A 24,918-nucleotide genomic window follows, 5' to 3' on the forward strand; every position below is an offset into this window, starting at 1 on the left:
CCGAACGCCAGATTGCCTTCCCTCACGGGACCGCGCCACGGCTTTTCGATCCATGACCGACGCCCCAGACCATGACCCGGCCGAGAAGCGCCTCATCACCGAGACCGGCATCGCCGCGCGCGTCGCGCAGATCATCGAGCCCGCCATCGAGGGCCTCGGCTTCCGCCTCGTGCGGGTGAAGGTGTCCAGCCAGAACGGCTGCACGGTGCAGATCATGGCCGAGCGGCCGGACGGCACCATGTCGGTCGACGAGTGCGAGACCGTCAGCCGCACGATCTCGCCGATCCTCGACGTCGACGATCCGATCGGCGGCGCCTACTACCTCGAGATCTCCTCGCCGGGCATCGACAGGCCGCTGGTCCGGGCCGGCGATTTCGCCCGCTGGGCCGGCTACGAGGCCAAGGTCGAGCTGGCGATGCCGATGGATGGCCGCAAGCGCTTCCGCGGCATCATCCGGGCGCCGCAAGGAGACACGGTCCGCATCGAGCTGCCCGACGTGAAGGAGGGCCTGCCGTCCTCCTACGACATCCCGTTGCGCGACATCGGCGAGGCCCACCTCGTCCTCACCGACGCCCTGGTGCGCGAATCCCTGCGGCGCGGCTCGGCCCCGCCGCAGGACGACGAGGAGGATGACGAGGACGAGGGCGCGAGCCCCTCCGTCAGCCACTAGAAACCGCCCCAGACCCGTAAACGAACGAGAAACCAGGAAGGACTGATCCGATGGCCGTCGTCAGCGCCAACAGGCTCGAACTCCTCCAGATCGCCGAGGCGGTCGCCCGCGAGAAGGTGATCGACCGCTCCATCGTGATCGGCGCCATGGAGGAGGCGATCGCCAAGGCCGCCCGCTCGCGCTACGGCGCCGAGACCGACGTCCATGCCGAGATCGATCCCCGCACCGGCGCGCTGCGCCTGTCGCGCCACCTCCTGGTGGTGGACGAGGTCGAGAACGATTCCCGCGAGATCGACCTGCCGTCGGCGCGGCGCCACAATCCGGCCGCCCAGGTCGGCGACGTGATCTCCGACACCCTGCCGCCGTTCGATTTCGGCCGCGTCGCCGCCCAGTCGGCCAAGCAGGTCATCGTCCAGAAGGTCCGTGAGGCCGAGCGCGAGCGCCAGTACGACGAGTACAAGGACCGTATCGGCGAGGTCGTCAACGGCCTGGTCAAGCGCGTCGAGTACGGCAACGTCATCGTCGATCTCGGCCGCGGCGAGGGCATCGTGCGCCGCGACGAGTCGATCCCGCGCGAGACCTTCCGCCCCGGCGACCGTATCCGCGCCTACCTGTTCGACGTCCGCCACGAGGTGCGCGGGCCGCAGATCTTCCTCTCGCGCTCGCATCCGCAGTTCATGGCCAAGCTCTTCGGCCAGGAAGTGCCGGAGATCTACGACGGCATCGTCGAGGTGAAGGCGGTCGCCCGCGATCCGGGCTCGCGCGCCAAGATCGCGGTGATCTCGCGCGATTCCTCGATCGATCCGGTCGGCGCCTGCGTGGGCATGCGTGGAAGCCGCGTCCAGGCGGTGGTCGGCGAGCTGCAGGGCGAGAAGATCGACATCATCCCGTGGTCGCAGGACCAGGCGACCTTCATCGTCAACGCGCTCCAGCCGGCGGAAGTCGTCAAGGTGGTGCTCGACGAGGAGGCCGACCGCATCGAGGTCGTGGTGCCCGACGACCAGCTGTCGCTCGCCATCGGCCGGCGCGGCCAGAACGTCCGGCTCGCCTCCCAGCTCACCGGCTGGGACATCGACATCCTGACCGAGGCCGAGGAATCGGAGCGCCGGCAGAAGGAGTTCGTCGAGCGCACCAACACCTTCATGCAGGCCCTCGACGTCGACGAGACCGTCGGCCAGCTGCTGGCCGCGGAAGGCTTCCGCTCCGTCGAGGAGATCGCCTATGTCGAGCCGACGGAACTCGCCAACATCCAGGGCCTCGACGAGGAGACCGGCGCCGAGATCCAGGCCCGCGCGCTCGATTACCTCAACCGCATCGAGGCCGAGAACGACGCCCGCCGGATCGAGCTCGGCGTCGCCGACGAACTGCGCGACATCGACGGCATCACCACCCCGATGATGGTCGCCCTCGGCGAGAACGACGTGAAGAGCGTCGAGGATCTTGCCGGCTGCGCCACCGACGACCTCGTCGGCTACACCGAGGGCCGCGGGCCCGAGGCGGTGCGTCATGCCGGCTACCTCGACGGGTTCGAGGTCTCCCGCGCCGAGGCCGAGGCGATGATCATGGCCGCCCGCGTCCATGCCGGCTGGGTCGAGGCGCCCCCGGTCGAGGAGACGCAGGAGGAAGACGAGGGCCAGGAAGAAGGTCAGGACGACGAGGCTCAGGGTCCGGACGGCGCGGATTCCGCGGCGGAGCACGCCGAGGGTGAGGAGTCCGAGACCGTGCCGGTCGAGGAGGACGCCGCCGCGACCGCCGAGCGGCAGCCGACCTGAGGCGCGTAAGGAGCGATGGACCCGACCATGCAGGATGACGCTCACGACGCGGATGCGCTGCCGCCGGACGTCCTCGACGCCGGCGCCGGTCGCGGCCGTGCCAACGCGGAGCGCACCTGCCTGGTCACGCGGCAGGCGGGCAGGCCGGATCGGATGATCCGCTTCGTGCTCGGCCCCGACAACCAGGTGGTGCCCGACCTGCGTGCCCGGCTCCCCGGCCGCGGCGCGTGGGTCACCGCGACCCGGGCCATGGTGCAGGAAGCGGCCAAGAAGCGCCTGTTCCAGCGCGCCTTCCGGCAGAAGGACGCCCGCGTCGCCCCCGATCTCGCCGATGTGATCGAGGCGGGGTTGCGCGACGACCTGCGCCAGGGTTTCTCGCTCGCCAACAAGGCGGGCTGCGTCGTCACCGGCTTCACCAAGGTGGAGAGCGCGGTGGACAGCGAGACCGGGGTCAAGGCCCTGGTGCATGCCAGCGATGCAGCCCCGGACGGGCGCCGCAAGCTCGCCCAGGCATTGCGAAGGCGCTACGGCGATGCCATATCGCGAATCCCGGTCGTTGATGACCTGTCCGGTGAAGAATTGGACATGGCCTTGGGCCGGGATCATGTGATACACGCTGCCCTCGTCGCGGGAGCCGGCACGACCGGCTTGCTCGCGCGTTGGCGTCGGCTCCACGTCTTCCGCGGCGGGACGGCGACGTCGGGACGCACCGGAACGGAGCCCCCAGGCTCCGACGCGGCGCTCCCGGACGCTGTCCAGGATGGTGGAACATCGCTGCGGACCGGCCCCCCGGAGGCCGGTGGTTGAGTGAATCGAATGGGATCGGCCCGATTGGCGGGTGCGCTCCCGGGAACACGATGGGAGGCGGCCGCCGGGAGGCCGGGTCCCGGGACGGACGAGAACCCCCAGGGTCTGAACTGAATGAGTGAGACGAAGAATCCGGGCGACAAGACGTTGCATACCGGTCCCTCCAAGACGCTGTCGATGAAGCGTCCGGTCGAGCAGGGGACGGTGCGCCAGAGCTTCTCCCATGGCCGCTCGAAGGCGGTCGTGGTCGAGACGGTGAAACGTCGCCCCGGCGGCGCGCCGGCTCCGGCCGCGCCGAAGGATGCCGCGCCGAACCAGGCGCGCTCCGCTCCCCAGGGGCAGGGCCGTCCGGGCGGGTCGCGTCAGGACCGCCCGGCCGCCTCGCGGTCCGGCGTCGTGCTGCGCACCCTGAGCGATCAGGAGCAGAGCGCCCGCATGGCCGCCCTCGTCGACGCCAAGCGTCGCGAGGAGGAGGACCGCCGCCGCGCTGCCGAGGAGGCCCAGCGCCGTGCCGAGCGCGAGGCTGCCGAGATCCGTGAGCGCGAGGCTGCCGAGGCCCGCAAGCACGAGGAAGAGGAGCGCCGCCGCCAGGAGGACGCGCGCAAGCGCCGCGCCGCCGAGGAGGCCGAGCGCCGCGCCCACGACGATGCGGCCCGCGCGGCCGCTGCTGCCGCTTCCGCTCCGGCCGCCCCCGATGCATCGGCTCCGGCGGCTGCGCCCGCCGTCGCCGCTGCTCCGCGTCCGGCGGCGCCTGCCGCTGCCCGTCCGGCCGCCGCGGGTGCGGCCCGCCCGGCAACTCCGGCCGGCGCCCGGCCTGCCGCGGCCGCGGGCGCTCGTCCCGCCGCGGCGGCAGGGGCTCGTCCGGCCGCCGCCGGTGCCCGTCCGGCTGCCCCCGCCGGTGCGCGTCCCGTGGTGCCCGCCGGCACCCGTCCGGCGACCCCGAGCACCGGGATCACCCGTCCGAGCGCCCCGGCCGAGCCGCGCCGCACGCTGACGGCCGATGCCCGCAAGCCGCGCGACCTGAACTTCATGGCCCGCCCGGCGCCGAAGCCCGAGCCCGAGCCCGCCAAGCCCGAGCCGGCGGCGGCGAAGGCCGCGACGACGGCCAAGACCGCCACGGGTGCCGCCGGCGCGGCGCGCCCCGCCACCGGTCGTCCGGCCGCGGCGGAGGAGGAGGCCGAGACCAAGCGGGTCATCCGCCGTCCCGGCATGCCGCTCAAGGTCATCACCCCGCCCAAGACGCCGAAGTCCCCGGGCGGCGACCGCAACCGCGGCCGCCTGACCATCGCGACCGCGACCTCGGGCGAGGACGAGCGCACCCGTTCGCTCGCCTCGTTCCGCCGCCGCAACCAGCGCCTGACCGGCCACCGCCAGGTGGAGCAGAAGGAGAAGCTGGCCCGCGAGGTGGTCATCCCGGAGACGATCACCATCCAGGAGCTCGCCAACCGGATGAGCGAGCGGGCGGTCGACGTCATCCGCATGCTGATGAAGCAGGGCCAGATCCACAAGATCACCGACGTGATCGACTCGGATTCGGCGCAGCTCATCGCCGAGGAGCTCGGCCACACCGTGCGCCGCGTCGCGGAGTCGGATGTCGAGGAAGGCCTGTTCGACGAGGCCGATACCGACGACGACACCCAGCCGCGCCCGCCGGTCGTGACCATCATGGGCCACGTCGACCACGGCAAGACCTCGCTGCTCGATGCGATCCGCAACGCCAACGTCGTCTCCGGCGAGGCGGGCGGCATCACGCAGCATATCGGTGCCTACCAGGTGACCTCGCCGTCCGGCGGCAAGATCACCTTCATCGACACCCCCGGCCACGCCGCCTTCACCTCGATGCGCGCCCGCGGCGCCCGGGTGACGGACATCGTGGTGCTGGTGGTGGCGGCCGATGACGGCGTCATGCCCCAGACGATCGAGGCGATCTCCCACGCCAAGGCGGCCGAGGTGCCCCTGATCGTGGCGATCAACAAGATTGACAAGCCCGACGCGAACCCGCAGCGGGTCCGCACCGAGCTGCTGCAGCACGACATCCAGGTCGAGTCGATGGGTGGCGAGACCCTCGAATTCGAGGTCTCGGCCAAGACCCGGGACGGTCTCGACGAGCTCTTGGAGGGTCTCGCCCTCCAGGCCGAAATCCTGGATCTGCGCGCCAACCCCGATCGTTCGGCGGAAGGCACCGTGATCGAGGCCAAGCTCGATCGCGGCCGCGGCCCGGTGGCGACGGTCCTCGTCGAGCGCGGCACCCTGCGCACCGGCGACATCATCGTGGCGGGCGCCGAGTGGGGCCGCGTGCGCGCCCTCGTCGACGATGCCGGCCGCAACGCCAAGGAAGCGGCCCCGTCGGTTCCCGTCGAGGTGCTGGGCTTCAACGGCACGCCGGAGGCGGGCGACCGCGTCGCGGTGGTCGAGAACGAAGCCCGGGCCCGCGAGGTCACCGAGTACCGGGCCCGCGTGAAGCGCGAGCGCGCGGCGGCCACCGGCAGCGGTGCCGGCCGGACGCTGATGGACATGATGCGCGACCTCAAGGAGGGCGCCGGCCGCAAGGAGTTCCCGCTCGTCATCAAGGGCGACGTGCAGGGCTCGGTCGAGGCCATCGCCGGCTCGCTCGAGAAGCTCGGCAACGACGAGGTGGCGGCCCGCATCCTGCACACGGGTGTCGGCGGCATCACCGAGTCGGACATCACCCTGGCCCAGGCCTCGGGTGCGGTCGTGGTCGGCTTCAACGTCCGCGCCCACAAGGAGGCGAGAGAGGCCGCCGAGCGGGCTGGCGTCGAGATCCGCTACTACAACATCATCTACGACCTCGTGGATGACGTGAAGGCGGCGATGTCGGGCCTGCTGCCGCCGACGCTCCGCGAGGAGCGCCTGGGCGAGGCGCGCATCCTCGAGATCTTCAACGTCTCGAAGGTGGGCAAGATCGCCGGTTGCCGGGTCGAGGACGGAAGGGTCGAGCGCGGCGCCCATGTTCGCCTCATCCGCGACAACGTGGTGGTGCACGAGGGCAAGCTCTCGCAGCTCAAGCGCTTCAAGGACGACGCCAAGGAAGTGGCGGCGGGCCAGGAATGCGGCATGGCCTTCGAGAACTACCAGGACATGCGTCCCCGCGACGTCATCGAGTGCTACATCGTGCACGAGGAGCGTCGCACGCTCTGACGCGAACCCCGCTGCCATCGGCCGTCCGCCGTCGTGGCGGCGGCCAACGAAAGACACCGCGAGCCCGGGACGCCAGCGTCCCGGGCTCGTCGGTTCATGAGACGACAGCCGCGAGGGCCTGACGGCCGAGAAGGCCAGACCCGGATGACCGCCCCGCGGCCCGGTCCGAGCCCGGAGAGACGATGGTGCGCAAACCCCAGGAATCCGCAGGCCCCTCGCAGCGCCAGCAGCGCGTGGCCGAACTCGTGCGGCACGCCCTCGCCGAGGTGTTGAGCCGCGGCGACATCCAGGATCCGGTGCTGAGCCAGCACGTGATCACGGTACCGGAGGTCCGGATGTCGCCGGACCTCAAGCTCGCCACCGCCTACGTCATGCCGCTCGGCGGCCAGGACGAGCGCCCGGTGATCGAGGCGCTGGAGCGCAACAAGAAGGTGCTGCGCCAGGAGGTGGCCCGCCGGGTGGCGCTGAAATTCGCCCCCGACCTGCGCTTCCGCCGCGACGAGACCTTCGATGAAGCCGCGCGCATCGACGCGCTCCTGCGCAGCGACAAGGTCCAGCGCGACCTCGGATCCGACGAGGACTCGGAGGACTAGGCATCCCCGGCCGAATCGGTCACCGGTTCGGCGACGACCGCGAGGCGAAGCCGGTCGGCCGGGCGAAAACCCGCGATGCGGCGTTCGACCCGCACAGGCGCCCGGGCCGGTGAACCGGCCCACGGGTGGCGACTTGGGACATCACAGGATTGGCAGGGACGACAAGCGGGCGGCACGTCCCGCGGCGACCGCCGTTCGAGAACGGATATACAGATGACGATGCACGAGGATCAGCCCGCAGAGCCCGGGCCGCAGGCGACCCGCCCCGCCCGCGACGACGCTCCGCGCGATGGCCAGCGCCAGGATGGTCAGCGCCCCGAGGGCCAGCGTCAGGACCGCCCGCGGCACGACCGGCCGCGCGGCCGCGGCCGCCCGCCGGGCGACAGGCCCAAGCGCCGCGAGATCAGCGGCTGGGTGATCCTCGACAAGGGCGTCGGCATGACCTCGACCCACGCGGTCGCGGCGGTGAAGCGCGCTCTCAACGCCAAGAAGGCGGGCCATGCCGGCACTCTCGACCCGCTGGCCTCCGGCATCCTGCCGATCGCGCTCGGCGAGGCGACCAAGACCGTTCCCTTCGTGATGGACGGCCGCAAGGCCTACGTCTTCTCGGTCACCTGGGGCGTCGAGACCGATACCGACGACGCCGAAGGCCGCCCGGTCGCGACCTCAGACGAGCGTCCGACGCAAGGCGAGGTCGAGGCGATGCTGCCGCGTTTCGTCGGGGCGATCGAGCAGGTGCCGCCGCGCTACTCGGCGATCAAGATCCAGGGCGAGCGCGCCTACGATCTCGCCCGCGACGGCGAGGTGGTCGAGCTGGTTGCCCGCCCGGTGCAGATCGACCGGCTGGCGATCGTGGCGCACACGCCCGAGCGCACGGTGATCGAGGCCGAGTGCGGCAAGGGCACCTATGTGCGGGCCATCGCCCGCGACCTCGGCCGTGCGCTCGGCTGCTACGGCCACGTCTCGGCTCTGCGCCGCACCCGCGTCGGCCCCTTCGCCGAGGACCAGTCCTGCACCATCGGGGCGCTGGAGGCTGCCGAGGCCGAGGCCAATGCCGCGGTGCTCCGCCCGGTCGAGACGGCGCTCGACGCCGTGCCGCACGTCCCGGTCTCCCGCGACATGGCGATGCGGCTGATGCGCGGCCAGCCGGTGATCCTGCGTGGGCGCGACGCCCCGACCGAGGGCAAGGCCTACGCGACCTGCGGCGGCGTGCTGGTGGCGGTCGGCGATGTCGAGCGCGGCGAACTCGTGCCGCACCGGGTGTTCCACCTCGGCGGCACCGCCCCGCGCAACGGCTGAGAGGGGGCAGGGCGATGACCGACGGGTTCGAGGCCGATCCGCGGGTATTGTGGAGCGAGGACGTCCTGCGCTACCGCGACACCGACGCCAACGGCCACGTCAACAACGCGGTCTTCGCCGCCTTCTGCGAGAGCGGCCGGGTGCAGTTCTTCGCCCACCACCTGACCCCGCTGCTCACGCCCGACACCTTCTTCGTCATCGCCCGCTTCGTCATCGATTACCGGGCCGAGCTGCACTATCCGGGCCGGGTCCGCACCGCGACCTGGCTCGCCCGCACCGGCCGCACCTCGCTGGGTTTTCGCCATCGGATCCTCACCGGCGACGTCGTGGCGGGCGAGGCGGAGTCGATCTGCGTGCTGATGGCCAAGGACACCCGCCGGCCGTCGCCGCTCGGCGCGGCCGGCGAGGCGGCTGCGCGGCTGGTGGTCGAGGCGCCGGCGGGGTGAGGCGGGATGGGCCTGGGGCTGGCTCGCCGCATCACCTGTCAAAGCCCGTTCGTTTCGCCCAACACAATTCACACCCTCCTCGTCATTCCGGGCTCCGCTGCGCGGCCCCGGAATGACTCGGTGGGTTTCAGATCTGTAGAGGTTCATCGCACAGGATCTCAGTGCGATGTCCGGGGAGCGAGGGCGGCTAACCGCGCTCGTTCCGCCCCAGCGGTCACGGCCCGTTCGCCTCCGGCGCCCCGGCGCCCTGGCGGCGCGCCTCGTCCTCGGCCTTGCGGCGGGCCGCTTCCGCCGCCCGCGCCTCGTCTGCCGCGCGAGCCGCTTCGGCCGCCCGGGCTGCTCGGGCCGCCTCGGCCGCCCTGGCCGCTTCCGCCGCGCGCGCAGCCTCCGCGGCCCTGGCCGCTTCTTCCGCCCTCTGCCTGGCCTGTCGGGCTTCCTCGGCCGCCCGCGCCGCTTCCGCCGCGCGCGCGGCCTCCGCGGCCCTCACCGCCTCCTCCGCCCGCTGCCTGGCCTGCCTGGCCTCCTCGATCGCCCGGGCGCGGTCCATCTCCAGGCGGCTGCGGCGGCGGGCGAGTTCGTTGCGGTCGGCCTCGACGGTCTCGATCTTGTCCAGTTCGCGTTGAAGCACGACCGCTGCCAGCAGGTTGCCGAGCGGGACGACGTCGAGCTCGCGCTGCGGCCGGGCGAGGGGGCCGACGAGGGCGAGGCCGAGGGTCGGCGCAGGCGCCGTCCAGGCCCGGGGCGTCGCGGTGGCGGTGAGCGTACCGCGGGCGTCGAGGCGCCAGGTCTTCGCATCGACCTGCACCAGGCCGGCCCAGGTGGCGGGACCGAGATCGAGGGTGAGGCTCCCGGTCCGTAAAATGCCGCCGACCACCGAGGCCGGCACCGAAACGGGCCCCGCCAGCACCAGCGGCCCGCGGTCGAATTCCTCCGACACCACCCGCTCGACGCGGCCGGCCCGCAGCGGGTCCTCCTCGGCCAGCAACCGGGTCAGGGCACGCTGCACCGAAGCGGGGTCGAGGGTGGGGAGCGTCAGCCCGGCGAGTTCCAGAGCGCCGCTGCCGGCGAGGTTGCCGACGAGCGCCGCCGGGCTGTCCCCCGCCGCGCCGAGGCGCAGGCGCAAGGTGACCTGGCCCCGCAAGGCGTCGCCGCCGGTGAGCGCCGGAAGGGCTGCCGCCGTCAGGCTGCCCTCCGCCGACAAGGTCGCTTGGGCGCCCTGGCGTGCCAGGGTGGCGTGACCGGCAAGCCGCCCGCCCGCGAGGCCGGCGGCGAAGTCGCGGAAGGAGAGGCCGTCGGACCCGAGCCCGAGGTCGAACCGCGCCCAGTCCGCCGCGAGGCCGCGGCCGAGATCGAGCCGCCGCACGGTCATGGCGACCTGACCGGTGGCCGGTAGGGCCGGGACGGAGCCGAAGCGGGCGGCGGACCAGGAATCCGGGCCCGCCGGCGCCGCTCCGGGATTCAGCATCAGTGCTCCGGCGAGCCACGGCAGGGACAGCCGTTCGAGCGAGACGCTGCCGGCGATCTCGCCGCCGGCCGGGCGGGTCAGCGTCGCGTCCACCGCCGACCCGGCGATCGTGCCGGTGGCGACGAGGCGCGGCACGTCGCCGGCGCGGCCGAAGCCGAGGCTGAGCCGGGCCGGGACCGGGTCCGGCAGGGCGGGGCCGCCGCCGAGGAGGCCGGCGACCGGCCGCAGATCGGGCGCGGCGAGGGTGAGCGCCCCGTCCTGAAGCGGGCCCGAAGCGGGCAGCACCAGCGGCCGGGCGGTGGCGATGGCGGCCCCGGCGATCTCGGCATCGACGGTCAGGCTCAAGGGGCGGGTCGCGTCGGGCCCGCCCGCCCGGCGTCCGGTCAGGTGCAGGGTCGCCGGCATCGCCAGGGCCGGATCGGTGGGCCGGCCGAGCCAGCGGCCGGAGGCGACGCCGTCGAGGCGGGCATCGAGCTCGTCGAGCCGCCCGGCCCGGGCGGCCAGCGACAGGCCGAGGCGGCCGCCGGCGGCGCTGCCGCGGGCCTGGCCGCGCAGCCGGCCCGCCTCGGGCCCGGAATCCCGCTCCAGCGTCACGTCGAGGGCGACCGGGCCGTCGCGCAGGAAACCCGGCAGGAGCCGCGCCTCGTCCACGAAGGTGCGCGCGACGAGATCGATCAGCGGGGCGGCCACCGGGGCGCTCACCCGCCCGGTGATGCGCCCGGCGCCGTCGGCGCCGATCCGGCCCGAGAGGCTGGCCTTGGCCCCGGCGAGGTCGCGCACCTCCAGGCTGTCGAGGCGGAGCGCCGCGCCCTCGGATTGCAGGCTGGCGGCGATCTCGCCGGTGCGGGTGCCGGTCGGGCCGTAGCGCAGGTCGCGGGCGAGCAGCGTCAGCCCGACATCGTGGTCCTGGAGGGCGGCGATGGCGCCGCGCATCGGCGGCAATTCGGCGATGTCGAGCCCGTCGGCGATGATCTGGGCATCGAAGCGCGGGCGGGCCTGGTCCGGTCCGGCCGGGCTGTAGCGGGCGCTGCCGGTGATCTTCGCGGTTCCCAAGGCCACCCGGGCGTTGCGCAGCGACAGGACCGGGAGGGCCGCCGCCACGTCGGCCTCGGCCGAGAACGGACGGCCGTCGAGGAGCCCGGTGAGCGGGCCGCTCAAGCCCAGCCGGTCGAGGAGCCGCGCCAGCCGGTCCGAGGCGGGGGCATCGACCGCCGCATGGCCCGAGAAGCCGCCGCTCGGCGTCACGTCGCCGTCGAGCGCCAGCTTCAGGCCCCCCGCGGCCGTGCCGGCGAGACGGCGCAGGGTCACGGCGCCGGAGGGGCGCAGCACGGCGCTCAACGCCGCACCGCTCCAGTCCTCGCGCGCGAGCGTCAGGTTGTCGACCGCGACGTCGAGCGCCAGGGTGCCGGGCATCGAGGCCGTCGACAGGCCCCGGCCGAGCAGGGCCTGCCCGGCGGCGCTCATCAGGAAGCCGTCGAGGTCGAGGCGGCGGGCCTCCAGGCTCATCGTCGCCCGGGCGGCGGCGAGGTCGAGGCTGCCGCGGCCGGCAAAGCGCAGGGGCGTCTCGCCCGGCACCTCGACGTTCAGGGTCTCGAAGGTGGCGAGCCGGCCCTTCGCCTTGAACGCCCCCTGGACCGAGACCGGCAGGGCGGCGCCCGCCGCCTGGGCCGGCGGCCCCACCACCAGGCGGGCGGTGCCGCTCGCCTCCGGCACGCCGCCGCCCTCCGGGCCGGGGGCCACGCTCACACGGGCGTCGAGGTCGAGCCGGGGCACCGTGTCGCCGCCGGCGCCGAGCTTCACCGGCACCGCCCCGTCGGGCGCAGGGACTCCGGTGGTCAGGCGGAACGGCACCGTCTCGACGGTGCCCTCGGCCCGCCACGGGCCGGCGAGGCGCGGCGCCGAGAGCCGGACATTCTCGGCATAGACCTGGTCGGTGCGCCCGGTCGCCGCCACCCGGGTGGTGACGAGGAGCTGGGAGACCCGCAGATCCTCGACGGCGAGGTCGCGGCCCTCGCCGAGGGCGGGCGGCGGCAGGAAGCTGCCGGCCTCATTCATCGGCAGGGTGACCTCGCCGCGGCCGATCCGGGTCTCGGTAAAGCGGATCTCCCCGGAGAGGAGCGGGGTGAGCGCGATCTCGGCCTTGACGAAGCGGGCATCGAGGGAGGGCCGGTCCCGCCCGGTCGCGAGCCGCAGGTGATCGATCCGCAGGCGCGGCGAGGGCAGCAGGCGCACCTCGAGCCGGCCGTCGCTCTGCGCCTCGACCCCGAGCGAGCGGCCGAGCGCCGCGTCGAAGGTCGAGCGGTAGGCTTCCCACGGGATGAAGGGCGGCGCGATCAGGGCCGCGGCGAGGATCAGGATGACGAGGCCCGCCAGGGCTGTCAGGATGTCGCGCACCGTGAAGCCATCCGTGCCGCCCCGCGAGGAGAGCGCCGCCCCTTTCGTCGACGGCCCGACGGGCCGTACCCCGATGACAGCGCTAGCATATCGATACCGGACACACGGGCGAAATCCGGCAGGATCACGCAGCGAGAGCCGCCCCCCGATGCACCCGCGCCACGCTGCCGCCCGGCCTGACAGGGTCGGCGGACACTGTTAGAGCGGCGGCTTGAGAATGCAGATGGATCCGATGCGCTACTATCTCGGCCTCGCCACCACCTTCCACGACCCGGCCCTCGCCCTGGTCGGGCCGGACGGCACGGTGCTCTTCGCCGAGGCGACGGAGCGCTACCTGCAATACAAGCGCGCCCCGAATTGCGAGCCGGATTCGGCGCCCCGCATGGCCGGCCTGCTCAAGGCCCACCTGCCGCCGGGCGCCGAACTGGTGATCGCCACCACCTGGGGGCCGGATTTCAGCCGCTACCTCGCCGGCCAGGCCGGGGCCGGCGCCTTCGGGCTCGAGACGCTGAAGGGGCATTCTCCCGCCCTCAACCGCTCGCTGGTGCCGGAGCGGGCCGAGCGCACCTTCATCGCCGAGCTGGCCCTCGCCCAGGGCCGGGCCGGCTACGGCACGCTGCTCGGCCTCGACCGGGCCCATGGGGGCCGCTCGACCATCGCGGGGCTCAAGCGCTACCCCCACCACCTGACGCACGCGGCCTACGGCCTGTGGGGCTCGCCGTTCCGGGACGCCACCTGCCTCGTCGTCGACGGCATGGGCGAGACCGGCGCCTCGGCCATCTACCGCATGGAGGCGGGGCGCCTCCGGGAGGTGAAGCGCCATCGTGGCCGCGAATCGGTCGGCTTCTTCTTCGGCTTCGTCACCGATCTCGCCGGCTTCGACCAGGCCAAGGGCGAGGAATGGAAGATCATGGGGCTCGCCCCCTACGGCCGGCAGGATCCCGAGCTGATGGCGCTCCTGCGCCGGCTCTACCGGATCGAAGGCGGGCGCCTGCGCTTCGCGGAGGCCGCCACCGTGCAGGCGGTGGCCGAGGAGATCCGCGCCCGCCGCCCGGCAGAGGCGGACGAGGAGGGCTGGGCCGATCTCTCGGCCTGCGGCCAGGCGATCTTCTCCGAGATGATGGACGTGCTGGTCGCCGAGGCCTGGCGCCTCAGCCCCCACGAGAACCTCGTCGTCACCGGCGGCTGCGCGCTGAACTCGTCCTATAACGGAAAACTGCTGACGCGCAGCGACTTCCGGCGCCTGCACGTGCCCTCCGCGCCGGCCGACGACGGCAACGCGCTGGGGGCGGCCTGGCTCGCCTTCCAGGAGGACAACCCCGGCTGGACCGGGCCGGGCGCGCTCGCCACCCCCTATCTCGGCTCGCGCGTCTCGACCGAGCCGCTGGAGCGGATGACCGATTGGGAGCCGCGGCTGCGCCGGCTCGGCCATGACGGCGTGACGCAGGCCGCTTCCGGCATCCTGGCGGCGGGCGGGCTCGTCGGCTGGGTGCAGGGCCGGGCGGAGTTCGGGCCCCGCGCGCTCGGCAACCGCTCGATCCTGGCCGATCCGCGCCCCGCCGACGCCAAGGCGATCCTGAACGCCAAGGTGAAGTACCGCGAGGCCTTCCGGCCCTTCGCGCCCTCGATCCTGGCCGAGGCCGGGCCGGACTGGTTCGAGGATTACCAGGACAGCCCCTACATGGAGCGCACCCTGGTCTGGCGGCCGGAGGTGCGCGAGAGGGTGCCGGCGGTGGTGCACGAGGACGGCACCGGCCGGCTCCAGAGCGTGACCGACGAGCGCAACCCGGCCTATGCCGCCCTGATCCGCGCCTTCGCGGAGCGGACCGGCGTGCCGATCCTGCTCAACACCAGCTTCAACGTGATGGGCAAGCCGATCCTCCACACCGCCGAGGATGCGATCCTGATGTTCTCCACCACCGGGCTCGACGCCGTGGTGATCGAGGACTGGATCCTGGTGAAGGACGGGGTGAAGACGTTCTGAGCTTTGTTCGCCGAGGCGGGCGCCGCTTCGGCGGCGGAGATGATGCGCGAACGCGGAACCTGCTCAGAAACGCGTTCCACCCTGCCACATGGGATCGAGGCTCGATTCGTTCGGCCCTACCTGCGGTCGGCCTCCGACGTCGGTCAGCCCTTTCGTTTGAGACCCGCGAGGTGATCCCACGGGCTCAGCCGTGAGAGGTATCGCGCGCGATCCACCGTCCCATGCTCAGCCTCATCGTTGCGAGGGACATGAAAAAGCATCCGAAAAACACCATGAGGAAGACCAACGCGGCGAGGCAGACAATCGCGCCGGCCGGAGGCATGAAGCATATGATCGGCACGGAAGGCAACGCGGCAATCGCCGCCGAGGTCGTCATGCATCGTCCGAAATTTGTGCTCCTGTAATTGATCATCAAGAATATGCAATTAGACATCGTCAATACTAAAAGAGGAAACCAAACTATCGGTGCCTTGAGGCCAAGTTCTTTAATCGTCATAAATAGAAGGAGTGGCAATAATCCATCATGTCGACCAGTGAAGGCGATTCCGGAGAAGGTCAGGCCGAAAAACACGACGGGTAGGATTGCCAATTGAAAAAATGGTAGTGCGAGGGCTGCAAGGAGGAGTGCCGGAAGGCGGAGAATATGGCTTGTCCGCCTCGACACGGTGCCCTCCTCAGCGATCTACGGATTTCAAGAAGGCCTGTTTGCCTGCCGGAAACGATGTGAACCTCTATGCCAAAGTCTCGTCGCCTCTGCCCGGGTTTCTTCGGGCGGGTTCGGCCGGGGCGGCGCTGAATACCCCGGGGCGGTGGAAGCGATGCCACCTGCCCAACGAAAGAAAGGCCGGCCCCGTCCCCGGATGCCGGCCCTGAATTCTCAGAGAGGCTGCGAGGCTTACTCGCAGACCTCGACGCGCTTGTAGGTGAAGGACTCGTCGTCGAGCCACACCTTGCGGCGCTCGAAATGGCAGATCGGGCCGCGGCGCGGGCGCACGTATACGGTCTCGGGCTCCTCGACATAGACCCGGCGCGGCGGCGGCGCGGCATACATCGGGGGCGGCGGGGGCGGGGGCTGCATGCCGTTCATGATGGCGCCGGCCGCGACGCCGCCGAGCACGCCGGCGGCCGCACCGCCGATGATCGCCGCGCCGACATTGTCGCGGGCCTGGGCCTGGGGGACGGCGGTGACGAAGAGGGCGGCGGCGAGCGCCGCGCCCGCGCCGAGGCGCGGAAGGCCGTAAGAGGTCGGAGCGCGCACGCTGAGGGTCTCCCGAAGGTGTTGGCGCGAGGATGCGAGGGACTGCTTAACGAAGTGCCAAGCTTGCCGCCCGACCGGGAGGTCGGGCACGGCCCGGGGCCGACGAAAGCCTCGCGCCGTCGGGCCCGAGAGATGAGGGCGGTTTGCGGCGATTTCCGGGTATGCCCGAGCTTCCACAGGGTGTGTGTATTTCGGGACACGGTGGCGTCGGGCCCGACGCGAAAAGGGCCGCCCCGAGGCGGCCCTTCGTTCACTGCTACAGGTTCATCAGGGCGCTGGCGGTGCCGGCGACCGTCATGGCGAGGCCACCAGTCAGGACACCGATCATGCCGTAGGACACGGCGCGCAGGAGCTTCATCTCGCTCATCGTCGCTCCCCTCAGCAGCGGTAGCCACCGGCCGTCTGGCCGTACTGCTTGACCGGGAAGTTCTGCTGCTTGGCGTTGCCCTCCGCAGCCGAGCTCATCGGGCAGGCGCCGTAGAACGGCACGCTGTCGTTGGCGCGGCCGCCGATCGAGCCGGTGGTCTCGACGTCACGCGGCCAGAACGCATTGGCGGGGCCGTTCGGGCCGAAGGCCATGGCGGAGGAGAGCGGGGCGGCGACCAGAGCGAGGGCGGTGACGGCGGCGGCAATGCGAGTCTTCATGTGAGTTCGATCTCCGGTTACTTGGGGTGGCCGGGGCTTGTTGTCCCTGTGCCTTTCGATGATCCGAATATAGTTGGCCGCTCGACGCCGTGATGTGTCATCGCGCACGCGGAATAATGGAATAAAAATCAGGAGGAATCGGGCGGATGGATGGAGAGCGAGGCCGTTCCCGACCGCTTCGGTCACGCTGCCTCTCCGGCATGCGCTGCGGGCTGCGGATCGTCACAGCGGCAGGTGCGATGGTGCGCGCTGGATGCGGCCGTGACGGCGCCTCCGCGGCTCCAGCGTTTCCCACCCACGAACCTCATCCTGAGGTGCGGGCGATCGAAGATCGCTGAGCCTCGAAGGAGGGCTCCAGATGTCGCTGCGATCTCTGGAGCCCTCCTTCGAGGTCAGTCCATCGAGATGGACTGACACCTCAGGATGAGGTCGAGGGTGGGAGAGCCCCAGGGCCGGCAGGCTTCAAGCCACTGTCGTCTACCGCGGTCCTCCCGCTCGACCATTCGCGGGCGGAAGAGATGTCTTGCCCTATCGCCCGTCTGGGATGCCGCGCATCGCCGGATTCGTCCCGCCCCCCGGTCGCCCTCCGCGAAGTTGCCTGATAGCCTTCCGGAAAAGGATTCGTCAGGGAGGGAAACGGCGATGGCCGAGAGCGACCAGTTCGAGAAGGGTCTCGAGGTCCGCCGGGCGGTGCTCGGGGCGGATTACGTCGATGCCAGCCTCGCCAAGGCCGACGACTTCATGATGGCGTTCCAGCGCATCACCACCGAATGGTGCTGGGGCTATGCCTGGACGCGCGACGGGCTCGACCGCAAGACGCGCTCGATGCTCAACCTCGCGATGCTGACCGCCCTGTCGAAGCCGGCGGAACTGAAGCTCCACGTCAAGGGCGCGCTCGCCAACGGCGTCAGCGTCGACGAGATCAAGGAGATCCTGCTGCACGCCACCGTCTATTGCGGCATCCCGTCCGGCCTCGAAGCGTTCAAGGCCGCGCACGAGGTGCTGAAGGCCGAAGGAGCCATCCCCGACAAGCCGTGACCCGGCCCCGCAGCGGGGCTTTTTCCGGGATGCCAGGACAAGAGGGTCATGGACTTCATGCGCATCGATCGATCCTCCGCCCGCATCGCGTTCCTGGGCCTCGGCAAGATGGGGCTGCCGATGGCGAGCCGGCTCGTGGCGGCGGGCTGGACCGTCGCCGGGTTCGATCCCGCGCCGGCCGCCGCCGACGCCTTCGCGGCCGCCGGCGGCCGGGCGGCGCCCTCGGCGCGGGAGGCGGCGGAGCGGGCGAGCGTCGTCGTGACGATGCTGCCGGACGGCCGTGCGGTGCGCGCCGTCCTCGCGGGCGCCGAGGGCGTGGCCGGGCATCTCGCTCCCGGCGCGATCGCCATCGACATGAGTTCGTCGGCGCCGGTCGGCACCCGCGAACTCGCCCACGACCTCGCCGGCGCCGGCGTCACGCTCCTCGACGCGCCGGTCTCCGGCGGGGTAAAGCGCGCGGTCGACGGCACCCTCGCCATCATGGTCGGCGGGGACAAGGCCGCCGCCGCGGCTTTGCGGCCGCTCCTCGAATGCCTCGGCGCCTCGATCTTCGAGACCGGGCCGATCGGCTCCGGCCACGCCATGAAGGCCCTGAACAACTACGTCTCCGCCGCCGGCCTCACCGCGGCCTGCGAGGCGCTGCGCATCGGCGCGGCCTTCGGCCTCGACCCCGGCCTGATGACGGATGTCCTCAACGTCTCCACCGGCCGCAACAACTCGACCGAGGTGAAGCTGAAGCCCTTCGTGATCCCCAAGACCTACGCCTCGGGCTTCTCGATGGCGCTGATGGCCAAGGACCTGCGGACCGCGGACGATCTCGCCCGCCACGAAGGCGTCCCGGCGCCCTTGTCGCGGGCGGTCGCCTCCTTGTGGCAGGAGGCCCTCGACGAGCTCGGGACGGAGGCGGACCACACGGCGATCGACGCGTTCCTGGCAGCGTTGCCGGCGCGGGAATGAGGAGAGAGCCATGCCGGCTTACGAGGTCATCGCGTTGCGCTACGCGACGCACCAGCGCCCGGCCTCGGCGAACCTGCTCTATCCGCCGGAGGGCGGTGACCCGCATGACGGGCCGATGCCGATCGACTACTTCGTCTGGGTGATCCGCGACGCGAGCCGCGTGGTCGTCGTCGATACCGGCTTCGACTGGCCCGCCTGCGCCGCCTATGGCCGGACCATGGTGCGCCATCCCCTGGAGGGGTTGCGGCAACTCGGCGTCGATCCGGCCGAGGTGCGCGACGTGATCATCACGCATCTGCACTACGACCATGCCGGCAACCTGTCGGCGTTCCCGAACGCCACCTTCCATCTTCAGGACGCCGAGATGGCCTACGCGACCGGGCGCTGCATGGGCCATGCGCGCCTGCGCGGCGCCTTCGCGGTGGAGGATGTCTGCACCATGGTGCGGCGCGTCTACGAGGGCCGGGTCGCCTTCGTCGACGGGGAGGGCGAGGTCGCGCCGGGCATCACGGTCCATGCCGTGCCGGGGCATACGCGCGGGCTCCAATGCGTGCGGGTCGAGACGGAGCGCGGCCCGGTCGTCCTCGCCTCGGACGCGGCCCATTTCTACGCCAACCTCGCCCAGCAGAATCCCTTCCCGATCGTGGTCGACATCGCCGCGATGATGGAGAGCTGGCGCCGGCTCGCCAGGCTCGCGGGCGACCCGGAACGGATCGTTCCGGGCCACGACCCGCTCGTCATGGCCCGCTACCCGCGCCATCCCGCGGCGGAGGTCGAGGCGGTGCTGCTGCACCGCCCGCCGCGAGGGCCGGCGCCGTGATGCGGCCTCACCCCTCCATGGCGATCAGCGCCGCGTCACCCCCGGCGGCAGCGGTGTTGATCGTCACGGTCTGCTCGGTGGCGAAGCGGGTGAGGTAGTGCGGACCGCCGGCCTTCGGGCCGGTGCCGGACAGGCCGTGGCCGCCGAAGGGCTGCACGCCGACCACCGCGCCGATCATGTTGCGGTTGACGTAGACGTTGCCGGTGGACAGCCGCGAGACCACCCGCTCCACCGTGGCGTCGATGCGCGAATGCACGCCCAGCGTCAGGCCGTAGCCGCTGGCCTCGATCGCATCGAGCACCCGGTCGAGATCGGCGGCGTGATAGCGGGCGACGTGCAGGATCGGCCCGAACACCTCCTCCGTCAGGGCCTCCGGGCTGACGATCTCGTAGATCTGCGGCGCCACGAAATGGCCCTCGCCGGGCACCTCGCCGACGTAATGCGCCTTGGCGGAGCGGCGCATCGCGGCGCCGTGGCGGTCGAGGCGGGTGCGGGCTTCCGCGTCGATCACCGGGCCGACATGGGTCGCCGGGTCGCGCGGATCGCCCAGGCGCAGTTCCCGGGCGGCGCCCGCCACCATGCCGATCACCTTGTCGGCCACGTCCTCCTGCACCAGCAGCAGGCGCAGCGCCGAGCAGCGCTGGCCGGCGGAGCGGAAGGCGGACATCACCACGTCGTCGGCGACCTGCTCGGGTAGAGCGGTGGCGTCGACCAGCATCGCGTTGATGCCGCCGGTCTCGGCGATCAGCGGCACGATCGGGCCGTCCTTGGCGGCGAGCGCCCGGTTGATGTGGCGCGCCACCTCGGTCGAGCCGGTGAAGACCACGCCGGCCACGTCGCGATGCGCCACGAGCGCCGCGCCGACCGCGCCGTCGCCCGGCACGAGGTGGAGGGCCGACGGGGCGATGCCGGCCCGGTGCAGGAGGCGCACGGCTTCCGCCGCCACCAGCGGCGTCTGCTCGGCGGGCTTGGCCACCACGGCGTTCCCGGCCATCAGGGCCGCGGCGACCTGGCCGACGAAGATCGCGAGCGGGAAGTTCCAGGGCGAGATCGCCACGAAGACGCCGCGGCTGCGCAAGGTCAGGCGGTTGCTCTCGCCGGTCGGGCCCGGCAGGGCCTGCGGTGCCCCGAAGAGCGTGCGCCCTTGCGCGGCGTAGTAGCGGCAGAAATCCACCGCCTCGCGCAGCTCCGCCACCGCATCGTCGAGGGTCTTGCCGGCTTCCGCCTGGAGCAGGTGGATCAGCCGGCCGGTCGACGCCTCCATCGCGTCGGCGGCCCGCTCCAGGGCGGCGGCGCGCTGCTCGGCGGGAACCCTGCCCCAGGCGAGCGCGCCCTTGCGGGCGGCGCGCATCGCGGAGGACGCGGTGTCCGGAGAGGCCTCGGTGACGGTGCCGACGATCGTGCGCGCGTCGTTCGGGCTCAATACATCGCGCGGCGTGCCGGTCTGCTGTGCGCCGTCGATCACCGGCGCCGCCTCGGCGGGACCGCGGGCGGCGGCGACCGCATCCGTCAGGCGTTCCAGGGCCGCCCGGTCGCCGAACTCGACACCGGCGGAGTTGATCCGCTCCGGGGCGAACATCTCGGCCGGGCGGCGCAGCTTGGCGTGCCGGGCGCGGTCGGGATTGCCGACGCTCTCGGCGGGGCGGCGCAGCAGGCTCTCGACCGGCACCGCCGGGTCGGCGGCCTGCGAGACGAAGGAGGAATTGGCGCCGTTCTCCAGGAGCCGCCGCACCAGATAGGCCAGGAGGTCGCGATGGCCGCCGACCGGCGCGTAGGTGCGGCAGGCCGCCCCCGGCACGCTCGCCAGCAGCCGGGCATAGAGCGCCTCGCCCATGCCGTGCAGGCGCTGGAACTCGTAGGTGCCGGCTTGCGGCCCCGCCCGCTCGACGATGGCCGCGACGGTGAGCGCGTTGTGGGTGGCGAATTGCGGGAAGAGCCGCGGCCGGTGCGCCAGCATCCGCTCGGCCGCCGCCAGGTAGCTGAGATCGGTCATGCTCTTGCGGGTGAAGACGGGATAGTCGGGCAATCCCCGCTCCTGGGCCCGCTTCACCTCGGTGTCCCAGTAGGCGCCCTTGACGAGGCGCACCATCAGCCGCCGGTCGAGGCGGGCGGCGAGATCCGCGACGTGGTCGATCACCTGGAGGCAGCGCTTCTGGTAGGCCTGGACCGCGAGGCCGAACCCGTCCCATCCGGCGAGCGAGGGATCGCCGAGCACGGCCGCGATCACGTCGAGGGAGAGTTCGAGCCGGTCCGCCTCCTCGGCATCGACCGTGAAGTTGAGGTCGTAGCTCCTGGCGGCCTGGGCGAGCGTCAGGAGCACCGGGACCAGCTCCGCCATCACCCGGTCGCGGCCGACCGCCTCGTAGCGCGGATGGAGCGCCGAGAGCTTGACCGAGATGCCCGGCCGGTCCGGCAGCGGCTTGTTGCCGGCGGCCCGCCCGATCGCCTCGATGGCGGCGGCGTAGGAGGCCGCGTAGGCCCGCGCATCCTCGGCCGTGCGGGCGCCCTCGCCGAGCATGTCGAAGGAGTAGCGGTAGAGGCGCCCTTGCCCGCTCGCCGAGCGCTTGAGCGCCGCCTCGATCGTCTCGCCGAGCACGAAATGCCCGCCCATCACCCGCATCGCCTGGCGGGCGGCCTGGCGCACGGCGGGGAGCCCGAGGCGCTTGGCGAGGCCGGCGAGGATGCCTTCGGGCGTGTCGCCCGGCTGGATGATCCGGGCCGAGAGGCCGAGCGCCCAGGCCGAGGAGCGCACGAGAAGCGCCTCCGAGCGGGTGGCATGCTGCTCGAAGCCGCCGAAGCGCAGCTTGTCCTCGATCAGGCGGTCCGCGGTGGCGGCGTCCGGCACCCGCAGCAGGGCCTCGGCCAGCACCATCAGCGCCAGGCCCTCCTTGGTCGAGAGCGAGTATTCGCGCAGCATCGCCTCGACGCCGCCGAGGCCCCCGGTCTCCTGCCGGATGGCCCCGACGAGGTCGCGGGCCAGCGCATCGACCTTCGCCTCGCGCTCGGGCGGCAGCGCGCCCCGCTCCAGGAACAGCCGGGCGAGGGCGGCATCGTCGGCGGCGAAAGGCGCGTGGAAGACGGGGAGGGGCGCGGGCATCGGGGCGGTCCAGGGCTAGGCGACGATCCTCAGCGTATTCGGCCTTTCACCGCGCTTCGATGGCGCATATCGCCGATCGGCCGCAGGATCGGCGGTGAGATCGGCCTTGGGGAGTGAAAATGACGGATGGGCTCGACCGGGTCGACCGGCAGATTCTGAAAATCCTCCAGCGCGAGGGGCGCATCCCGAACGTGGAACTGGCCGAGCGGGTCGGGCTGTCGCCGACCGCCACCGGCGAGCGGCTGCGCCGGCTGCAGAAGGAGGGGGTGATCACCGGCTTCGGCGCGCGGCTCGACCCGCATCTCCTGGGTCTGAGCCTGCTCGTCTTCGTGGAAGTGTCGCTCGACAAGACCACGCCCGACGCCTTCGCGCGCTTCGCCGCCGCCGTGCGCCGCGCACCGGAAGTCTTGGAGTGCCACATGGTCGGCGGTGGGTTCGACTACCTGGTCAAGGCCCGGGTCGCCGACATGCCGGCCTATCGCCGCTTCCTCGGCGAGGGCCTGCTGTCGCTGCCGGGGGTCAACAACACCCGCACCTACGCGGTGATGGAGGAGGTGAAGAGCGACGGGTTGCTGCCGCTTTAATCCGCCGTCTCATGCGTCCAGCGCATGATTTCCCTGCGACATAATGGAGCTTTGCAGCGGCTGCGGAGTTGGCAGGAGGCGCAACGTGTCGCAGTCTCGCATTCACCAAGCCGACGCAGAGCGGCCCGACGCGAATGGAGGTACGCCGATGGTCAATCCGAACCGTCTCGTCAAATCCGCCTGGATCGCCGCCGAAGTGTCCCGCGAGAAGTCCGAGAAGGTGCTGGTGGTCGAGGCCTATATCGCGGTCTCTCCGTTGGAGAGCGGCTACGATGCTGGCCGCTACGGCCGCCTTGTCGAGGATGTCCGACGCATCCTGGCCGAGAACCCCGATATCGACCGGGCTTCGATCCTGAGCGTCCACCGCGAATCGCGCTGCGCGGCGCTCTTTCGCCGGGGCGCCTGCCAGGACGAACGCCAGGAGGAGCGGCGGCCCGAATTGGTGGCGTGAGCACCCATCCGGCAACGCGCCCGAACCCTCCCCCCTCTGCGGGGGAGGGTGCCCCACGCAGTGGGGCGGGAGAGGGGAACCCGCTTCCGGAGAAGTCGCGACCGTGGTGACGGGCGCCATCTGGATCAGCGTCGCGCTGCCCCTCTCCCGGCTCGCATCCGCTCGCCACCCTCCCCCGCAGAGGGGGGAGGGTTCGGGCGCCGCGGTCCCTGAATGGGCGGGGTCCCCGAAGGAACCCCACCCCTCGACCCCTCACAGCCCCTCGAACAGAGCCGACGAGATGTAGCGCTCGGCGAACGAGCAGGCGACCGTCACGATGCGCTTGCCCTTGAATTCCGGCCGGGCTGCGATCTCGAGGGCCGCCGCGACGTTGCCGCCGGTCGAGATGCCGCCGGGGATGCCCTCGATCCGGGCGAGCAGGCGCGCGGTGTCGAAGGCGGTCTGGTTGGAGACCGTCACCACCTCGTCGATCACGCCGCGGTCGAGCACGTTCGGCACGAAGCCGGCGCCGATGCCCTGGATCTTGTGCGGACCGGGCTGGCCGCCGGACAGGACCGGGGAATCCTCCGGCTCGACCGCGACGACGCGGAGGTTCGGCAGGCGCTGCTTGATCACCTGGCCGACGCCCGTGATGGTGCCGCCGGTGCCCACGCCCGCCACGAAGGCGTCGAGCTGCCCTTGAGTGTCGTTCCAGATCTCCTCCGCGGTGGTCTTGCGGTGGATCTCGGGGTTCGCCGGGTTGTTGAACTGCTGGGGCATGATCGCGCCCGGGATCTCCTTGAGGAGCTCCTCGGCCTTGGCGATCGCGCCCTTCATGCCCTGCGGGCCGGGGGTGAGCGCCAGCTCGGCGCCGAGATAGGCCAGCATCTTGCGCCGCTCGAGCGACATCGTCTCGGGCATGACCAGGATCAGCCGGTAGCCGCGGGCCGCCGCCACGAAGGCGAGGGCAATGCCGGTATTGCCGGAGGTCGGCTCGACCAGGGTGCCGCCGGGCTTCAGCGCGCCCGAAGCCTCCATGGCGTCGATCATGTTGACGCCGATCCGGTCCTTCACCGAGGCGATCGGGTTGAAGAATTCGAGCTTCAGCAGGATTTCGGCGTCGATCCCCCGCTCCTTGGCGAGACGGTTGAGGCGCACCAGCGGGGTGTTGCCGATGGTCTCGGTGATCGACTCGTAGACCCGGCCGTGGCCGATCCGGCGGCCGGATTCCGAGGTGGCGGTGGCGTCGGCCATGGGTATCTCTCTCCCTCGAGGGTACGTCGTCCGCCGCACGGGTAGCGGAAATCCGGCCTGCCGTCGAGATATGCCGATTTATACAGTTTTCGACTGTGAAATACGCATCCGCCTGGCCGGCGGACGCCCGTCGGAGCGTTGTTGGTGCATCAAAGCTGTCGGCACCGCCCGGAGCCCGGCAAGGGGGTCACAAGGGGGAACCCTGCGGCCCTCGCCAGCCTCGTAACCTTGGGTCACAATGTCGCT

The 24,918-nt window shown here is 71.8% G+C and carries 18 protein-coding genes and 1 pseudogene; 14 read left to right on the forward strand and 5 right to left on the reverse strand.

The genetic code is table 11. The features are described from left to right. Positions 1-52: 52 nt before the first annotated feature. The 7 genes and pseudogenes from rimP to HBB12_RS02330 form a co-directional block, all read left to right on the forward strand. Positions 53-649, forward strand: a pseudogene (gene rimP / locus HBB12_RS02300) (ribosome maturation factor RimP); the annotation flags it as partial. A gap of 71 nt (positions 650-720) precedes the next feature. Continuing rightward, on the forward strand, positions 721-2,442 hold the full coding sequence (gene nusA, locus HBB12_RS02305; protein WP_236987878.1) for a transcription termination factor NusA: 1,722 nt from the start codon (positions 721-723) through the stop codon (positions 2,440-2,442). Between the two features lie 15 nt (positions 2,443-2,457). Further along, positions 2,458-3,249 (forward strand): RNA-binding protein, encoded by a 792-nt coding sequence (locus HBB12_RS02310; protein ID WP_236987879.1) that lies wholly within the window; start codon positions 2,458-2,460, stop codon positions 3,247-3,249. Between the two features lie 114 nt (positions 3,250-3,363). Beyond that, the gene (gene infB, locus HBB12_RS02315) at positions 3,364-6,408 is read left to right on the forward strand and encodes a translation initiation factor IF-2 (protein WP_236987880.1); all 3,045 of its coding nucleotides are present in this window, start codon (positions 3,364-3,366) and stop codon (positions 6,406-6,408) included. Between the two features lie 185 nt (positions 6,409-6,593). Beyond that, positions 6,594-7,001, forward strand: coding sequence for a 30S ribosome-binding factor RbfA (gene rbfA / locus HBB12_RS02320; RefSeq protein WP_442919337.1), 408 nt, complete (start codon positions 6,594-6,596; stop codon positions 6,999-7,001). Positions 7,002-7,220: 219 nt separating this feature from the next. Then, positions 7,221-8,300, forward strand: a complete 1,080-nt coding sequence (gene truB / locus HBB12_RS02325; protein WP_236992634.1) for a tRNA pseudouridine(55) synthase TruB — start codon at positions 7,221-7,223, stop codon at positions 8,298-8,300. A 14-nt stretch (positions 8,301-8,314) separates the two neighbouring features. Next, positions 8,315-8,746, forward strand: a complete 432-nt coding sequence (locus HBB12_RS02330; RefSeq protein ID WP_236987882.1) for an acyl-CoA thioesterase — start codon at positions 8,315-8,317, stop codon at positions 8,744-8,746. A 214-nt stretch (positions 8,747-8,960) separates the two neighbouring features. Here the strand turns inward: HBB12_RS02330 and HBB12_RS02335 are convergent, their stop codons facing one another. After that, positions 8,961-12,605, reverse strand: a complete 3,645-nt coding sequence (locus tag HBB12_RS02335) for an AsmA-like C-terminal region-containing protein (protein ID WP_236987883.1) — start codon at positions 12,603-12,605, stop codon at positions 8,961-8,963. 232 nt (positions 12,606-12,837) lie between these two features. Between HBB12_RS02335 and HBB12_RS02340 the strand changes: the two genes are divergently transcribed. Continuing rightward, positions 12,838-14,589, forward strand: coding sequence for a carbamoyltransferase family protein (locus tag HBB12_RS02340; RefSeq protein ID WP_236992635.1), 1,752 nt, complete (start codon positions 12,838-12,840; stop codon positions 14,587-14,589). A 221-nt stretch (positions 14,590-14,810) separates the two neighbouring features. After that, complete coding sequence (locus HBB12_RS02345; protein WP_236987884.1) at positions 14,811-14,993, forward strand: hypothetical protein; 183 nt, start codon at positions 14,811-14,813, stop codon at positions 14,991-14,993. Between the two features lie 491 nt (positions 14,994-15,484). On the opposite strand, the gene HBB12_RS02350 is transcribed toward HBB12_RS02345, so the two are convergent. Both HBB12_RS02350 and HBB12_RS02355 read right to left on the reverse strand, forming a co-directional pair. Then, the gene (locus tag HBB12_RS02350) at positions 15,485-15,847 is read right to left on the reverse strand and encodes a hypothetical protein (protein ID WP_236987885.1); all 363 of its coding nucleotides are present in this window, start codon (positions 15,845-15,847) and stop codon (positions 15,485-15,487) included. Between the two features lie 378 nt (positions 15,848-16,225). Further along, the gene (locus tag HBB12_RS02355; protein WP_236987886.1) at positions 16,226-16,492 is read right to left on the reverse strand and encodes a hypothetical protein; all 267 of its coding nucleotides are present in this window, start codon (positions 16,490-16,492) and stop codon (positions 16,226-16,228) included. A 642-nt stretch (positions 16,493-17,134) separates the two neighbouring features. On the opposite strand from HBB12_RS02355, the gene HBB12_RS02360 reads away from it, so the two are divergent. Genes HBB12_RS02360 through HBB12_RS02370 form a run of 3 tightly spaced genes read left to right on the forward strand, consistent with a single transcriptional unit; the run spans position 17,135 to position 19,307 of the window. Next, on the forward strand, positions 17,135-17,530 hold the full coding sequence (locus tag HBB12_RS02360; protein ID WP_236987887.1) for a carboxymuconolactone decarboxylase family protein: 396 nt from the start codon (positions 17,135-17,137) through the stop codon (positions 17,528-17,530). Between the two features lie 48 nt (positions 17,531-17,578). Then, on the forward strand, positions 17,579-18,487 hold the full coding sequence (locus tag HBB12_RS02365) for an NAD(P)-dependent oxidoreductase (RefSeq protein ID WP_236987888.1): 909 nt from the start codon (positions 17,579-17,581) through the stop codon (positions 18,485-18,487). Between the two features lie 10 nt (positions 18,488-18,497). Next, the gene (locus HBB12_RS02370; RefSeq protein ID WP_236987889.1) at positions 18,498-19,307 is read left to right on the forward strand and encodes an N-acyl homoserine lactonase family protein; all 810 of its coding nucleotides are present in this window, start codon (positions 18,498-18,500) and stop codon (positions 19,305-19,307) included. 7 nt (positions 19,308-19,314) lie between these two features. On the opposite strand, the gene putA is transcribed toward HBB12_RS02370, so the two are convergent. Next, positions 19,315-22,404, reverse strand: coding sequence for a bifunctional proline dehydrogenase/L-glutamate gamma-semialdehyde dehydrogenase PutA (gene putA / locus HBB12_RS02375; protein ID WP_236987890.1), 3,090 nt, complete (start codon positions 22,402-22,404; stop codon positions 19,315-19,317). 119 nt (positions 22,405-22,523) lie between these two features. On the opposite strand from putA, the gene HBB12_RS02380 reads away from it, so the two are divergent. Together HBB12_RS02380 and HBB12_RS02385 are read left to right on the forward strand one after the other, a co-directional pair. Continuing rightward, a complete protein-coding gene (locus tag HBB12_RS02380; protein WP_236987891.1) occupies positions 22,524-22,988 on the forward strand; it encodes an Lrp/AsnC ligand binding domain-containing protein in 465 nt (154 codons plus the stop codon). A gap of 148 nt (positions 22,989-23,136) precedes the next feature. Continuing rightward, positions 23,137-23,439, forward strand: coding sequence for a hypothetical protein (locus HBB12_RS02385; RefSeq protein WP_236987892.1), 303 nt, complete (start codon positions 23,137-23,139; stop codon positions 23,437-23,439). Positions 23,440-23,691: 252 nt separating this feature from the next. Here the strand turns inward: HBB12_RS02385 and cysK are convergent, their stop codons facing one another. Beyond that, positions 23,692-24,672, reverse strand: coding sequence for a cysteine synthase A (cysK, locus tag HBB12_RS02390; RefSeq protein WP_236987893.1), 981 nt, complete (start codon positions 24,670-24,672; stop codon positions 23,692-23,694). Positions 24,673-24,918 lie beyond the last annotated feature (246 nt).

The sequence above is a fragment of the Methylobacterium sp. SyP6R genome, from assembly GCF_019216885.1.
In the GTDB taxonomy this organism is placed as follows: Bacteria; Pseudomonadota; Alphaproteobacteria; order Rhizobiales; family Beijerinckiaceae; genus Methylobacterium.